The sequence below is a fragment of the Ruegeria sp. HKCCD6157 genome, assembly GCF_013110685.1.
Classification (GTDB): Bacteria; Pseudomonadota; Alphaproteobacteria; order Rhodobacterales; family Rhodobacteraceae; genus Ruegeria.
The window spans coordinates 21,053-36,257 of sequence record NZ_WVRB01000012.1 but is presented as its reverse complement, the minus strand read 5'-3'; the positions used below and the strand labels follow the sequence as shown (position 1 = coordinate 36,257).

Here is a 15,205-nt window from a genome sequence, read left to right as displayed (position 1 = left end):
GATCGAGCCAAAAAGCTCGGGATCACGATCAGAAAGGGACTGGGTGAAAAATCCGTCTGAACGGTGCGGGGCATTCACGGGTCATATCTCCTAATTGAGGAACGCAACGCAGCCACGGCTGCGTTGGACGCCATTGCGTGATGTTTGAAGGTGGCCTCAGATCACGCGGTCCCGAGGTTCGCGGCCTTCGAAGAAATCGCTCAGGTTGTCCAGAACCCGAAACCCCATCGCCTCGCGCGCTTCGCGGGTTGCGCTGCCCAGATGCGGCAGCATGACGAGGTTGTCGCATTGCAACAGATCCGGGCTGATACGCGGTTCACCATCGAATACATCCAATGCAGCGCCGCCGATCATGTCGAACATCAATGCCTGGATTAGCGCCCATTCATCGATCACTTCGCCTCGTGCGGTGTTGATCAGAAATGCGTCAGGCTTCATCAGGCCAAGTCTGCGCGAATTGATCAGATGGCGGTTGGCTGCGCCGCCCGGACAGTGCAGTGAAACGAAGTCACATTGCGGCAGCAGGTCATCAATGGTGTCCACCTGTCTTGCGTTGCATCCGGCGAGAACATCGGGCGATACGGCGCTACGGTTGTAAACCAGCACGTCCATGCCGAACCCGTGATGCGCACGGCGGGCCATCTCCTGTCCGATGCGGCCATATCCGATGATGCCCAGTGTCTTGCCGCTGACCTTGGTTCCGACCAGATGCGTGGGCCGCCATCCTGTCCACTGACCCGCACGCAACTCGCGTTCGCCCTCACCCGCCCGACGCGCCACCATCAACAGCAGCGTCATGGCGATATCGGCGGTGCATTCGGACAGAACGTCGGGCGTGTTGGTCACGGTCATACCCAACTCGCGTGCCAAGGGCTCGCAGATATGGCTGTAGCCGACGCCGTAATTGGCAAGGATTTTCGTCTGCACACCCGGCACATCCAGTGCCTCGGCGCTCAGCGTGTCCGTTACGGTGGGCAGCACGGCGTCATAGGATTTCAACGCTTGCCGGATTTCAGCCGGGGACATGGGTTTGTCGCCGGTGTTCAATACGGTGTTGTAGTTCTCGGCCAGCTGCGCCTCGACGGCAGCAGGCCAGCGACGGGTAACCAGAACCGAAGGTTTGACCATCACGCAGCCTCCATCACGCGGGCGATCGTCTCACCGATCACGGCAGGGTTTTCGGCCACGGTGACACCTGCGGCGGACAGGATCTCGACCTTTTCGCTGGCGCTTTCGCCGAAGGCCGAGATGATCGCCCCCGCGTGCCCCATGGTGCGGCCTTTCGGAGCGGTCAGACCGGCGACATAGGCGATCACGGGTTTGGAGATGTGGTCGCGGATATATTCGGCGGCTTCCGCTTCCTGCGGGCCTCCGATTTCGCCGATCATGGCGATGACATGCGTGTCTTCGTCGTCTTCAAACCGTTGAAGGATGTCCTTGAAGGACGATCCGTTGATCGGGTCGCCCCCGATTCCGACACTGGTCGAAACGCCGATCCCGCGCTCTTTCAACTGGGCCGCCGCCTCATATCCCAATGTCCCCGAACGGCCAATGATCCCTACATGTCCGGGCAGATAGATATGCCCCGGCATGATGCCCAACAACGCCTTGCCGGGCGAGATGGTGCCGGCGCAGTTCGGACCGGTCAGAACCATGCGCTTTTCTTTCGGATAGCGGTACATGTACCTTTTTACCCGGATCATGTCCTGTGCCGGAATGCCGTCGGTGATGCAAACGCAATAGCGGATGCCCGCATCGGCGGCCTCCATGATGGAATCCGCCGCAAACGGGGGCGGCACGAAGACCAGGCTGGCATCGGCGCCGGTGGCTTCGACGGCCTGTTTGACGGTGTCAAAAACCGGAACGCCTTCGACGGTTTCGCCCCCCTTGCCGGGCACGACGCCACCCACCACGTTCGTGCTATAGTTCAACATGTCCTTGGTGTGGAACCGCGCCATGCGCCCAGTGATGCCCTGCACGATGACACGCGTGTCACGATCGAGAAGAATGCTCATTACACAACCCTCATTTTGGTGCCCTGAGTAAGGTCGTTTTTCCACGCGCCCACAGCGCGTTCTGCTGCCTCCATCAGCGTCGTGGCGCGAATGATCGGCAGTCCGGATTTGGCAAGGATCTTCTGGCCTTCTTCGACATTCGTGCCGGCCAGCCGCACAACGACGGGAATATCGAGGTCAAGTTCCTTCAACGCCTGAACGACACCTTCAGCCACCCAGTCGCAGCGGTTGATACCGGCGAAGATGTTGACCAGAATGGCCTGAACATTGTCATCCGACAGGACCAGCCGGAACGCCTTGGCCACCCGTTCAGGCGACGCGCCACCGCCGATGTCGAGGAAATTTGCAGGCTCGCCGCCTGCCAGCTTGATCGTGTCCATGGTGGCCATCGCCAGACCGGCCCCGTTGACGATGCAACCGATGTTGCCGTCAAGCCCGACATAAGACAGCCCGCGATCCGCAGCGCGGCTTTCGCGCGGGTCTTCCTGGCTTTTGTCGCGCAGTTCAGCGATCTGCGGGTGGCGGAACAGAGCGTTGTCGTCAAAGCTCATCTTGGCATCCAGCGCCAGCACCCGGTCGTCACCGGTGATGACCAGCGGATTGATTTCGACCATCGTGGCGTCAAGATTGCTGAAGGCGGCATAACAGCCCTGCAACGTCCGCACCATTTGCTGGATCAGTTTGGCTTCAACCCCAAGATTGAAGGCGATTTCACGGGCCTGAAACTCCTGAAGCCCGACGGCCGGTTCCACGATGGACCTGACAATGCTGTCGGGGCGGTCGGCCGAGATATCTTCGATCTCCATCCCGCCTTCGGACGAGGCGACGATCATCACCCGCTGGCTGGAGCGATCCAGCACAAAACCAAGGTAGATTTCCCGGTCAATCGGCACTGCTGCTTCGACGTAGACACGATAGATGCCTTTGCCTTCAGGACCTGTCTGATGCGTCACCAGTTTGCGACCGAAGAGATCATCACAAGCCTTGTAGATTTCGTTTTCGCTGTTGCAGAGCTTGACCCCTCCGGCCTTGCCGCGCCCGCCTGCATGGACCTGCGCCTTGACAATCCATTTGTCGCCACCCAGTTCGCGCGCCCGGTAGGCCGCCTGTTCAGGACTGTAGGCAAGCGCGCCCGCAGGCACGTCGACACCGAATTTCGAAAGGACTTCTTTCGCCTGGTATTCGTGGATATCCATCTGATGCGCTCCTGTTTAAGCAGCTATTGAAGTGCCGTAACGGCTTTCCAGCAGAGCTTCGATCGCGTCTTGATCGACCTCTCCGCCCAGCTCACGAATGGCTTCGGCGAATAGGCGCACGATCCGGCTGACGGCCTCGCGATTCAATTGATTGAGGATGCCGATGCGAACCTGCACCGGTTCGCTCAAGGTGGGCCAGATGCCAAACCCGCGGGCGCGGCAGTTCTGCACCAGTTCCATCTCGCGGCCAGAAAGCGCGGAAGGCAGGTTGAGCACGATCAGGCTGGGCATGTCCGAGGTGACCTCGCACCCCATCTCGGTCACCGCGTCCCGAAGAACCTTTTCATGCGTCCGGTAAGACATCGACCGCTTGGCCAGACCTTCCTGCAAGGTCAGGCGCAATGACTCGTGGAATGCCGCAACCGCATATCCGGAATGGGTCCGGTGATAGGTGCCCTTTTCCACGTCCTGCCCCTCGACGATGCCCCAGTGGCGTGCCTCGAAGATCGGATTGTGCACGTAGGTATAGGCACCTGTGGATTTCAGAGCCTCGATATAGGCATCGGCAAAGCTGACAGGGGCATAGGTCAGCGGCAGGCAGCACAGGCCTTTCTGCGGACAGGATGCCCAGCCTGCCACACCCGGATAGTCATCGATCGCAAAGTCTTCGACACCCAGTGACGAGACCGCATCGATCAGCCCCATGGCGCCATGACGTTCACACGCCTCCGAGAAACCGCGTAGATCGTTCACCCTGCCCGATCCGGTTTCCCAATGCGCCATGAAGGCCCATTTCGGCTTGTGCTCGGCCAGAGTCGCTTCAACCAGTTCAGCCGTCACCGGCTGGCCATGAGGAACGTCGACCACCGTGACACTCGCCGCCTGTGGGTCAAGCGGGCTGACCGCGTGCTCGGCGGGCGTTGCCGCCTTGATCCGCAGCGTCAACGCGTCGATCCCCGAAAATGTGCCGTTGGTGAAGGCCACAACCTTGTCACCGGGCATGACGGCCGAGAACATGGTGTCCAGAGCGCTCCATCCGGTACCCGCGACAGCGAAAGTGTAAGCGTTCCGTGTGCCCCAGATTTTCCGCAGCATGTGCTTGCATTCGATCATGCCCCTGAGGACATCGCCTTGCATGTGATCGGCGACACCTGCGCCGGCGAAGGCTTTCAGGACACGCACATCCGTGTTCCCCGGCCCCGGCCCTGCGGCAAGGGTCTCGGGAATTTCGAGCGGAGGGAAAATCTGAAAGGTCATGGTCTGACATCCTCGGCTGTTGGCCGGGCATTACGGCCTGATGGTTCAAGATACCGATCAGAAAACGCGAGCTTGCCGGATGGCGCAACGTAACTTACTACTGCTTTTGGATGGCTAATAGTGTGGGTAATTACCTACCCGTTTTGGCAAAAATACGACGGTATACCGAAATCTACCCCACCCTTTTGGGTAGTTTTTTGTAAAATATGGGCAAAATCATATGGTTGAGACATCGGACAAACCCATCGACATCATGCTTGCGGACAGCAACCCGCTGGTGCTTTCGGCCATGTCGGAAATTTTCGAACGTGATCCCCGATTCTCTCTGGTCGCCACGTCGGCGACGGCGGAAGGGTTTCTGGGAACGGTGATGCGGATACCCGTACAGGTCGGCGTCGTGGACTGGACGCTTCCGGCCCTGGGTGCCGCCAAACTGATCGAGGTGCTGCGCGATCAGGCCGATGCACCGCGCTTTGTCATCTATGGCGATGCCTCTGGGGATGTCCCGCGATTGGCGATGCAGGCGGGCGCCGCTGGATTTGCTGCCCGCTCGGGCGAGGTCGAAGGCCTTCTTGAGACCTGCGCCGAAGTGGCAGCAGGCAAGATGGTGTTTCCGTTCATCGACGTCCGGAAGATGAAACAGGATCCGATTCAAAGCCTGTCGCGCAAGGAACGCGCCATTTTGGAGGCCCTGGCACAGGGGATGTCGAACCGGGAACTGTCCAAGGAACTTCAGATATCCACCAACACGGTCAAGTTTCACCTGTCCAATATCTATGAGAAGCTGAACGTCAAAAACAGAACTCAAGCGATTGCGTTTTTCTATTCGTCCCACCGTGGGGCGGACTAGACGACAAGAACAGAGAGCCCAGATGACTGAAATCAAAATTAACGTTGTCGGTGCCGGGCGGGTCGGCAAAACGCTGATCAGCCTTCTGGATGGCACTGATGGCTGCCGGATCCAGGATATTCTGAGCACATCCTTTCAGTCGGCAAATGAAGCCGCCCAGTTGTCCAAAACCGGGCGCGTTGCCGCAAGCTATGCCGATCTGCGGCCAGCTGATCTGTGGATCCTCTCAGTACCCGACACGCAAATTTCTGCGGTGGCCCACGAATTGAAAGAGGCGTTCGAAAACCAAGAAAAAACCGGGAAGCCTTCAGTCGCGTTCCATTGCAGCGGCTATTTTCCTGCCGAGCAACTGGCGCCGTTGCGAAGCCTCTCATGGTCTCTGTCCAGCGTTCATCCCGTCCTGTCTTTCGCCGATCCACAGGCCGCTGCTGCGCAATTCAAAGAGGCGCTGTGCGGGTTGGAAGGCGATGAAGACGCCACAGCGCTCATTCAGCCGCTTCTGGAGGGATTGGGAGCCACCTGTTTTCCCATCCGGTCTGAAAGCAAAAGCCTGTATCATGCAGCCGCTGTGATATCGAACAACTTCGCCGTTGTCTTGCAGGCCATCGCCCGCGAAGCGTGGGCCGAGGCGGGCGTGCCGGACGAAACTGCCCGCAAGCTCAACGCTGGTTTGTTGAGCAGCACAGTCGAAAACGTCGACCTACTTGGCCCACAATCTGCCCTGACCGGTCCGGCGGCAAGAGGGGACTCCGAGGTCGTTGCCCAGCAGGGCGCGGATGTAGCGGCGTGGCACCGCGATGCAGGTGAAATTTACAAGCAAATGAGCCTGCTGGCGCAAAAGCTGAAGGCAACCGGTTTCACGAAGTAATCGCCAGATCCATTGCTGAAAGGCATTTCGGATCCTGCGTTCGAAATGCGTCGCGGAAAAGGCGGGCCCGGGCGTTTCTTTTGCGAATCCCTGAAACATGTTACGTTGGGTCAACTTTCGAGATTTGAATTTTCCCGGCACTCAGTTTCTTGCAGCGCTTTCCTACGAGGTGACTTCATGTCCGACTCCAGCAGTGAGCCCCCGCGCATTACGCTGTCCATTCCGACCTCTCGACCCAATCCCACGATCTCGGCGGAACTCTCGGGATCGGCCGGTTTTACGGCTGACAGCCTTGACGATCTCAGGCGCGTCGAAGCCGAGAAGCTCAAGGCGCTGCGCCGTGGTGTCGGCATTGACCTGTCTGCCGAGGTGATCAACGATCTGGTCGATCAGCGCGTGCAGGCCACCGGTGCAGTCTTTCGTCAGCTCGAAACCATACGCAAGGATCTGACCGACGGGTTTCTGGGCGCTGTCGTCCCAACCCTTGCCCCGAAACTGCGCGGTGAACTGATCAATCCCGACGGGACCCCTGCCGAGCGGGTAATCGTTGAAGCGCTGCGCCCAACCTTCACCGCCAGTGAAGGCATCGACAACGGGGATTTTTCATGGGCTGTAAAAGCCGCCGTAACGGATGCGCGGGGCCTGTTTTCGCTGGATCTGCCCAATCTGCGCCTGCCGCAAAATGGCCTCAGATTGCGGATCCGGGGGCAGAACACCACTCTGACCGAGGCAGTGCCGCGCATTGATGCATTGGATGGCGAATTGGGTCTCGTGGTGCTGGATCGCACCGTCCTCCCTTTGCAGCGCTCGATCCTGGGTGAGCTTGCCGATATTCTGCCGGTGGATCCCGAGGATGCGGAAGAGAACATATCCGACTTCACCGGCACGCAGGCGCCCATCGTGCTGGGCGAAGGTGATTGCGCTTCGGAATACCGAACCGAAGGAGGCACGGTTTCGCGGCGGCGTTATTCGGTTCTTTATCGGCTGATCGACCCGCTTGTCGGGCCGAAAAACATCGTTCGCACCCGCCCCGTTGGCGGCAATCGCTTTGTCACGACAATTCCGGGCAGCACCTTTGCGCAGGCCAATCTTTCTGCCGAAACACTGTTGAGCGCATTCAACAATGACGGCGGAAACTGGGATTTCCGCGATCGGATACCGATTGACGAACCCATTGATATTGAGGATTTTTTCGAAGACTTGGAACAGCGCCCGCAGGATGTGCCAAAAGCTTCCAGCCTGGCGCTTGGCTATATCGCCAAGATGCGTTCAACCGCCGTCCACGCCGGAATGTCATTGGGGCGTCTGGTCTATTCCCTGCCGCTTGCCCCGGGCGAGGAACAACGGATCGTCGTGTCGGAACAGCGCGAAACCCTGACCGTGCGCGAACGCGAAAGCCTGACCTTCGAGGAACAACAGGAATTCGAAGAGGCGCGCGATACCTCTTTCGACAGCACATTCGAAACCGCATTGGACGAAGTGATCCGTGGAACATCCTCTTTCTCGACCAAGGCGTTCACAAAAAGCTTCGGGGGCGCCGGCGGCATTGGTGGCGGTCTGTTCGGCGGCATCGGGGCCATAGTGGGCGGGGTCGGTTTCAGCGGCGCGCGTTCTAGTTCCAACTCGTCAGGCAGTTCGTCCAACACGCAGAACACGTCCCGCGATTTTCTGTCAGACACGCACGAGACATTCTCGGCTGCGCTGGAACGGGCCGCTTCGGTCAAGCGAAGTTCGGCCCGAACCAGCGTTCGCACAGCCACGGCAAGTGATCGGCGGACGGCGACGACAAAATTCGTGGCCAACCGCAACCACTGTCATGCAATGACGATGCAATGGTTCGAAGTTCTGCGCGACTTTTCCTTGGAAACGCGGATCGAAGGCGTGCAATTGGTCGTCTTCGTTCCCATGCAGCTCATCCGCTTTCGCCGTTTGGGGCAAGGCGATCAATTGCCGGGCAATGTCAGCCGGTCCGGATTGCTGAGCCGGTACAAGGTGATCCTGCGCCACGCAGACGTGTTCCGCCGCGCATTCCGAAACCGCCGAAGGTTCCGCACCGCCCTCAAACTGTTGGAAGAGTTTTACGCGGACAAGGACGCGACACCGCAGAATGCTCCGGGTGTCGCGCAGGACATCGTCAGCTTCGAAGCTAAGGGCACTTTCATGCCCAATGATGACATATCCGCGGTGATCTTCACGCAGGATGGCGATCGCGTTGGGCCAGTGCCCCTGACCGGATCGCCGATCGACATCGACAACCTGCATGACTTGCCTGCCGAGACACGCGAAAACCTGCTGGTTCGGCTGGCTGACGCGCGCCGTGATCCAACCAACCGGCGGACTTATACCGGATCCGTGGCGTTGCCCCGCTCGGTCGAACGTTCCGACATCGCCCGCGTCGAGTTGCGCAGGCGGACGGGCTCTTTTGCCTATTCATTCTATACCGGCCCGGACCCGATCAACATCTTCAACATTTGGGAACATATCTCGAACCTGGAAGATGCGGATGATCTGGATCGCGCCACGCGCAACATCAGCCGGAGCCTTCACACGACGATTTCAGGCTCGGATTTCGACGATCTGGTCGGCGCGCCGATGATCAGCGAGTTCGAAGCGCGCATGAATGAAGACGCGCAGACCATCGTTGACGACAATACATTCCAGGCTTTGCCTGCGACCCTGCCCTATTCCGTACAGGAAGTGCCGGATGTGCTGTCGCGCCGTGATCTGCGGCGGATCGAAGAAATGTATCAGCATATCGTTGCCGACACCGTTCGTTATTCCCGCGTGATCTGGGCCAGTATGACAGATGAGGAACGGGCCATCCTGCTGGAACGCTTCACCATCGGCGTGCCCGATGGCGGGTTGGATGACGACTCAAGCGAGATATCGCTGCTCAGCACGGTCCAGAACAAGGTGCTGGGGTTCTATGGCAATGCGATGATCATGCCCTTCTCGATCCCGCCCGATCTGGCCGACAGAATGGAGATGCGGACCGGCGACATTCAGGACAGCCTGTTGGCCTTCCATCGCGAAGACTTCCGGCCACCGCGCCGAACGATCTCGCTGCCGACCAGGGGCCTGTTGGGCGAGGCCGTTCTGGGCCGCTGCAATTCCTGCGAGATGATCGACCATCGCCGCTTCTGGAACTGGCAGGACAGCCCGACGCCACCCCCGGTTGGTGACACGCCGGTCCTGCCCGCGGACAGTGATGCAATCTTTGGCACCCGTGCGCCATCGGACCTGCCGGCCAATCAACCTTCGAACACGCTTACCATCGCAGGGGGCGACATCGGCACGGGCCAGGCCGTGCCCACTTCGCAACTGGCCGAGATCCTCAAGGCCGCGCCTGATCTTGCACGGGCGGGAACCGATCTGACAGGTCTGAAAGAGTTGCAGGCGCAACTGGCCCTTGAAACGCAATCGGTCGCCGCCGGTCGGGACAAGGCCATAGACACGGCGACGGATCTGACCAAAGAGCTTGTCGGCAAGGCCACTGAACTGGCGGGCAAAGGGCAAGAGATCGCCGCGGCCCGCAAAGAGGAAGAAGCCAAAAAGCAAGCCGCCGAGAAGAAAAAGACAGCTGCCGACAATGCCGCAAAGCTCAAGGGGTTTGAGGATATCGCCAAGAACGCTTCGGGAGTTTCTGCGCTGATTGGCGGGCAACCGGATGGCAACCGGACCGGTTTCGTTCAAAACCTGTTCAAGGATTTTCCCGGCGGTGCTGCCGCTCTGGCCAATCCCTCCAACACGTTGCTTCTGGCCAAGCTTTTCGGGGCCTTTACCAAAGCCAATACGGATGCGGATGACGGCAGCGCAACCAAGGCCGGCAGCCAATCCGTTCTGGATTTCCTCAATGGCCTGAGCGCCCCTGCGGAGGACGACGATGAGTGACACCAGCACAAATGCAACCCCCGAACCGGGCATCGATGAAAGCCTTGCAGAGGCCATCATCAATATTCTTGAAACCACCAATTCTCCGGCGATACAGCGCGCCCGAGAGGTTATAGCCCACAGGCTGGCCATCGCTGGCGACATTGCCCCATCCCGCATCCCTGCCCCGCGCAACATCACCGAGATCGGCGGCTACATAAATCTGCTCAGCGAGTATGGAGAGGCCGAACAGCGCGCGCGCATGATCGCGGCCGCTCTGGGCATAGCAGGGCCGCAGATTTCGCTGCCACAGCCCGGTGCCGTTCCACCGTTGTCCTTTGTCACACGTGACGGCGCCCGACCTGCGGGGCCGCAAAAACCCAGCTTCCCGTTGACCTATACGATCCGCAGCGACTTTGTTCCGGCCTTTGACAATGCGGTGCAGGAAATCACAATCCGCGGTGGCGCGGTTCCGATTTTGACACCTTTCAGGGTCCTGCCTGCTGCGGGGTCTGCACCCGCAACAGACGGCTCTGCGCAGCTGGCTTTGATCGGCCGGACATTCAGTCTGGCGCCAACAGCGGCTTTGCACGCCGTGGCGACAGACCCTTTGTCGCTCAGCCGTCCGACGGCTGGTGGCGGGTTCGAGGTTATGGTTCGGGTCATCGACGCAGCCGCTCCGATCGCCGGAACCATCGCGGTGGCGGACTGGACAAGTTGGGAATGCGACACCACTGCCTGTACCGAAGTCGACAGCAATGATGCGCGCTTTGCGCTCACACCACTGCTGAACGCCGCCGGGTGGCACCAGCCCGCGGATCCCGTCAATCCGACCAGTCTGTCAAATCCCGGAACCTGGGCGGAATGGCGCAACATCACCGGGCTTGTGCCGGGCGTCACGCGGTTTGCGGATGAGCTGCAACTGCTTTATTCCGCTGAAATGCTCATTACCTCGCCGGTCTTCAATCAACTGGACAATGTCTGGACAGGAAGCGAGTTCGCTGCGCCATAGCACGGCTGCCTGAAACGCACGAAAGTGATTTGGCAATGCGCCCTTCATGAGGTTCAATGCATTCAGGAGGTCAGCCATGCAAAACCCCGAGCGTTTCGAGAAATTCTATTTCGCCAAAGTCGGCATGGGCGAAGCCTGTGGCTGTGCCGAGCGGATAATCGACGTGTTCGAATTCAACCGCAAAGGCGGTGCGCAATCCAGGCAACTTGTGAAACAGGACAGGCGCAGACGCGGGTCCTTTCGGGCATGGGCGGTCAAATATGGGCTGATGAGCCGCAGACGCACATAGCCAAGGCCTGACGACGCGCAAGGTTCGCTTTCCGTTTCATGGCGTGGCTCAGGCGGTATGATTGCATTTCTGAAACCACCATGTCCGGTTGCCACGAGAACAGGTCAGACCGGCACCAGCTTCCCGTCGCGAAGATCCAGTTCATCGGGCGCCAGTTCCAAGCGGAACGCCGGCGAATGACTGACAAGCAAAATCGCCTGTGGCAACGCGCGCAGGATTTCCAGCAGGCGCGCTTCGTTTTTCGTATCCAACGCATTCGTCGGTTCGTCCAGCAACAGCACTTCGGGCTCCATCGCCAGAACCGTCGCCAGGGTCACTAGCCGTTTTTCACCGCCTGACAATTTATGGGTAATGCGGTTCTTCAGGTGCATCAGGTCCAGATCGCCCAGAACTTTGTCGACGATGGCAAGTGCTTCGTCGCGGGTCTTGCCCAGATTGAGCGGACCAAAAGCAACGTCTTCGGCGACGGTCGGGCAGAACAGCTGATCGTCCGCATCCTGAAATACAAGCCCCACCCGGCGGCGGACCTCATGGAAATCAGCCTCTTCCACGCGTTGCTGACCAAAAACGGTTACGGTGCCCGAACACGGGCGCTGCAGCCCAAGCAAAATCCGCAGGAGCGTCGATTTCCCCGCTCCGTTCGGACCTGTCAGGGACAGGCGCTGCCCCGCGCTCAGGCTCAGGCTGGCCCCGTCCAGAACGGGTGGCTGGCCAGGGTAGGAAAAACAGATGTCTTCAAGCGCGATCAGTGTCATGCGAATTCCAGAACGATCAGACCCAGGCAGAGACCGCTGAAACCAGACGCAAACACAATGTCCGCGCGGGTCAGGGCAAATTCCTGAAGCAACGGCATACGCCCGGAAAACCCCCGGCACTTCATCGCGGCCAGGATGCGTTCTGATCTTTCGATCGCGCGCACAAGCATCATACCCACAAGGTAGCCAAAGCTGCGATATGTGTGCCAGTTTGTTGCTGGCCGAAATCCACGCACCTTCATCGCGGCGCGCAGCCGCAGGTATTCTTCGCGCAAGACCTCGATATACCGGATCGTGAACATCAGCAGGTAAACCAGCTTTTCCGGGCACCGCAGACGATGCAGGGCGTGGCCCAGTGTAACCGGCTCCATCGTCCCGACCAAAACCATCAGGGACAGGATCACGGCATTGGCGGTCAAGGCAATCTCGACCGCTTTCCAAAAACCCTGCCAGCTTGCGGGGAATCCCCAAAGCGTGAACATCGGATCCCCGGGCATGGAAAAGGGCAACAGGACCAGCATGAACAGGATGAACCCATCCATCATGGCCATTCGCTTCAACGTCTTTCGCCGCGGCAGACGTGAAACTATCAGAAGCGAAAGCGACACTGTCAGCGCCGCGCAAAGCGCGCCGAGGGATGACAGCGCCACGGTCACGACCGCAAAAACAACTGCCATGACGATCCGCATCCGAGGATCCAGCAGGCTGATCAGACCTTCTGGTCCGTCACCGGCTTCGGACAGTGTTTTTTCCTTGTGCCCCAGAACGTGTGCCATCAAGAGGCCAGCTTGCGGCGGGCCGCCATGTAAAAGCCCAGACCAAACAGACCAACGATGTACCCGATCCCGCCAAGGATGGTTTGTAGGTCGTTCTGTTCGCGATAGGCCGCAATCTCGCGCCTGAGCGGGCGCAATTCATCACGCACGGCTTTGGCGATAACCTGTTGTTCTTCGACGCTGAGAGACGCCGCCGAACCGCTGGCCGACGTGACAGCAGCCGAAGATGAGCCACCGTTTTCTGCCACGGCAACGCCCATGATCCGCGCGACATCTTCGGCAGACATCGTGACTTCGGCCACATGCCCGGCGCCAAGGTCGGCAAAAAAGGTGTGCGCCACGGCCGAGGTCGGCGTGTAGACAAAAAAACCGTCCGCATCAGTGACCGATCGACCCAGCTCGGCCCCATCCGGGCCGGTGACAATGACCTCGGTGCCGTTTGCCATGTCGCCGTTAGAAAAGCCAATTTCGCCCTCGATGACGTCTCCCGACTCGAAAACGCCGGCTATGACCTTGTGCGCCAGGGCAGGCACAGGTGCGCAGCACACGGCCAATATGACAGCCAGATGCTTCATGTGGCTGCTCCTCTGAAAAACAGCTCGGGCTTGACCTTGCGTGCCAACAACACGGCGAACCCGGTCAAAATCGCCTCGATGGCCATTACAGGAATATGGGCGAAGAAAACAAGCTTGGCGGCAGGCAGAAATTCATCCCCCGACAGCGCCAGCGAAAACGCGACCATGCCGGTTGTCGCCGCAATCGCAAACGCGCCGCCGATGCCCCCCCAAATCGCACCTTGCAAAGGCGTTCCACGCGCGATCAGACGACCGAACAACATTCCGGCCACCACAGCGGGAAAGGCGATATTGACGGTGTTGATCCCCAACACCGTCAACCCGCCAAAGCCGAAAAAGACCGCCTGTAGCAAAAGCCCGACGAACAAAGCCGGGAATGCGGCCCAACCAAGCAGCAGCCCGGCCATGCCGTTGAGGATCAGATGGACCGACGACGGACCAATGGGCACGTGGATCAACGATGCCACGAAGAAACTGGCTGACAGCACGCCCGCAGTGGGGATGCGATCAAGATCCAGAGACCTGAGACCCATGGCGATCCCGCCCGCGGCGGCTATGGCGCCGCCAATTACAACCGGGTTGGAAAGGGCTCCGTCGACGATGTGCATTTGGGGTTACTCCAGATCCCAGGCGCGGATCCAGATGACCGCATCCTGGCTGAGTTCTTTGCCCTCATGTTCGGTTGCCGGACCGGAACCAAGGGCGGCGAAACCCCAGTAACCGGCTTTTGGAACGCCGAACGAAAAATACCCGTTGTCGTCAGATATTGCGACCACCGCACCACCCGGCATTGGTGACGCCTTCGGTGCAGAAGCGGCCGAACTTTCCATGTCGGGTTCGGCTGCCATGTATTCGATCTCGATCTCGGCCCCCGCAACCGGCTGACCATCAGCCAGCACACGGCCCGTGAAAGTCGAACCCGCGATGATGTTGGTCGGCTTGTTCAGCGGGATAATCTCGGTCGGCAGACCCACGGGATTCATCCAATCGGTCGGCAATTCGTTGCGGTTCAGGAAGGCTTTGGTGAGCTGTTGGATATAGATGTCTTCGGATTCCTCGTAATAAGGCTGAGGAACCGTCACCAGCACATAGTCGCCCGACCGTTTGACCGGGACACTGCCTTTGAACGCCGCGCCCTCGTTCTGCCCGCCGGTGAACCGGATAGGTTCCAGCGTGTCCAGCAAATCGGTCTTTTCACCGTTGTGGATCACATAGAATTCCTGCGGCTTTTCAAGATCCATGACATGGCCATTCTCGAACGGATGCCAGAAAATCAGTTTGACCGGCACATCGCCCGGTTTCTCGATCATGGTGTCGGTGGTGTATTCCAAAAGGAAATGCGCATTTGCGATGGCAGGAAGAGCCACCGCGGCAGCGGCTGCGCTGAGCAGCGTTTTCATGAACAGTCGTCCTTGTCCCGTCGCGCCAATCCCGGCGCGAAATTCGTTTTGACCACGGGACATTCAACGCCAAATTACCCTTTCAGGCATCCTGGTCCGACGCACATCCCGTCGCCGATTAGGAGTGCCCCTTATGAGGGCACATGTCCGGCAGGTATCCTGACTTGCGGGTCAAAGCGTTGGACCGGCCTTCCCGGGCAAACCCCAGTGGCGTTTCAGCCCTGCTCGCCGCTTACAGTTGCGGGTGCAGTTGCGGAATTGGGCCTGAGCCCGCACCGCATTCCCTATTGATTCCAGAGCAAGCCCCGGAACCGGACATGCCGAGCGGCTTGCCAGACAACT

The 15,205-nt window shown here is 59.3% G+C and carries 14 protein-coding genes and 1 riboswitch; of the genes, 5 read left to right on the top strand and 9 right to left on the bottom strand.

The annotated features are described in order from the left end of the window. Window positions 1-156: 156 nt before the first annotated feature. From GS612_RS20055 to GS612_RS20040, 4 genes are read right to left on the bottom strand one after another with little or no spacing between them, the layout of a single operon-like run. Window positions 157-1,128, bottom strand: a complete 972-nt coding sequence (locus GS612_RS20055) for a D-glycerate dehydrogenase (protein WP_152460412.1) — start codon at window positions 1,126-1,128, stop codon at window positions 157-159. Further along, entirely contained in the window at window positions 1,128-2,015 is an 888-nt protein-coding gene (gene sucD / locus GS612_RS20050) for a succinate--CoA ligase subunit alpha (protein ID WP_171642694.1), read from the bottom strand. The genes GS612_RS20055 and sucD overlap by 1 nt, the downstream gene beginning before the upstream one ends. After that, the gene (locus GS612_RS20045) at window positions 2,015-3,211 is read right to left on the bottom strand and encodes a malate--CoA ligase subunit beta (protein ID WP_171230724.1); all 1,197 of its coding nucleotides are present in this window, start codon (window positions 3,209-3,211) and stop codon (window positions 2,015-2,017) included. Before GS612_RS20045 ends, sucD begins: the two co-directional genes overlap by 1 nt. 15 nt (window positions 3,212-3,226) lie before the next feature. After that, window positions 3,227-4,468: an aminotransferase class V-fold PLP-dependent enzyme gene (locus tag GS612_RS20040; protein ID WP_171642692.1), complete on the bottom strand. Its 1,242-nt coding sequence runs from the start codon at window positions 4,466-4,468 to the stop codon at window positions 3,227-3,229. 220 nt (window positions 4,469-4,688) lie between these two features. Between GS612_RS20040 and GS612_RS20035 the strand changes: the two genes are divergently transcribed. From GS612_RS20035 to GS612_RS20015, 5 genes are all read left to right on the top strand, one after another. Then, window positions 4,689-5,318: a response regulator transcription factor gene (locus GS612_RS20035; RefSeq protein WP_224859546.1), complete on the top strand. Its 630-nt coding sequence runs from the start codon at window positions 4,689-4,691 to the stop codon at window positions 5,316-5,318. A 22-nt stretch (window positions 5,319-5,340) separates the two neighbouring features. Continuing rightward, entirely contained in the window at window positions 5,341-6,186 is an 846-nt protein-coding gene (locus GS612_RS20030) for a Rossmann-like and DUF2520 domain-containing protein (RefSeq protein WP_216603663.1), read from the top strand. Between the two features lie 177 nt (window positions 6,187-6,363). Next, window positions 6,364-10,077 carry a hypothetical protein gene (locus GS612_RS20025; protein ID WP_171642688.1) on the top strand — a complete coding sequence of 1,238 codons (3,714 nt, stop codon included), beginning with the start codon at window positions 6,364-6,366 and terminating at the stop codon, window positions 10,075-10,077. After that, window positions 10,070-11,068 carry a hypothetical protein gene (locus tag GS612_RS20020; RefSeq protein ID WP_171642686.1) on the top strand — a complete coding sequence of 333 codons (999 nt, stop codon included), beginning with the start codon at window positions 10,070-10,072 and terminating at the stop codon, window positions 11,066-11,068. Before GS612_RS20025 ends, GS612_RS20020 begins: the two co-directional genes overlap by 8 nt. Before the next feature lie 76 nt (window positions 11,069-11,144). Beyond that, on the top strand, window positions 11,145-11,357 hold the full coding sequence (locus GS612_RS20015; RefSeq protein ID WP_171642684.1) for a hypothetical protein: 213 nt from the start codon (window positions 11,145-11,147) through the stop codon (window positions 11,355-11,357). A gap of 104 nt (window positions 11,358-11,461) precedes the next feature. Here GS612_RS20015 and GS612_RS20010 read toward each other — a convergent pair whose 3' ends face one another. From GS612_RS20010 to GS612_RS19990, 5 genes are read right to left on the bottom strand one after another with little or no spacing between them, the layout of a single operon-like run. After that, window positions 11,462-12,112 carry an energy-coupling factor ABC transporter ATP-binding protein gene (locus GS612_RS20010; protein ID WP_171120850.1) on the bottom strand — a complete coding sequence of 217 codons (651 nt, stop codon included), beginning with the start codon at window positions 12,110-12,112 and terminating at the stop codon, window positions 11,462-11,464. After that, window positions 12,109-12,888, bottom strand: a complete 780-nt coding sequence (gene cbiQ / locus GS612_RS20005; protein ID WP_171642681.1) for a cobalt ECF transporter T component CbiQ — start codon at window positions 12,886-12,888, stop codon at window positions 12,109-12,111. The genes GS612_RS20010 and cbiQ overlap by 4 nt, the downstream gene beginning before the upstream one ends. Continuing rightward, window positions 12,888-13,463, bottom strand: a complete 576-nt coding sequence (locus GS612_RS20000; protein WP_171642679.1) for a cobalt ABC transporter permease — start codon at window positions 13,461-13,463, stop codon at window positions 12,888-12,890. The genes cbiQ and GS612_RS20000 overlap by 1 nt, the downstream gene beginning before the upstream one ends. Further along, window positions 13,460-14,071: a cobalt transporter CbiM gene (gene cbiM / locus GS612_RS19995; protein WP_171642677.1), complete on the bottom strand. Its 612-nt coding sequence runs from the start codon at window positions 14,069-14,071 to the stop codon at window positions 13,460-13,462. Before cbiM ends, GS612_RS20000 begins: the two co-directional genes overlap by 4 nt. 6 nt (window positions 14,072-14,077) lie before the next feature. Further along, the gene (locus tag GS612_RS19990) at window positions 14,078-14,863 is read right to left on the bottom strand and encodes a DUF4198 domain-containing protein (RefSeq protein WP_171642675.1); all 786 of its coding nucleotides are present in this window, start codon (window positions 14,861-14,863) and stop codon (window positions 14,078-14,080) included. Between the two features lie 131 nt (window positions 14,864-14,994). Further along, a riboswitch (cobalamin riboswitch) is annotated at window positions 14,995-15,194 on the bottom strand. Window positions 15,195-15,205: the final 11 nt, after the last annotated feature.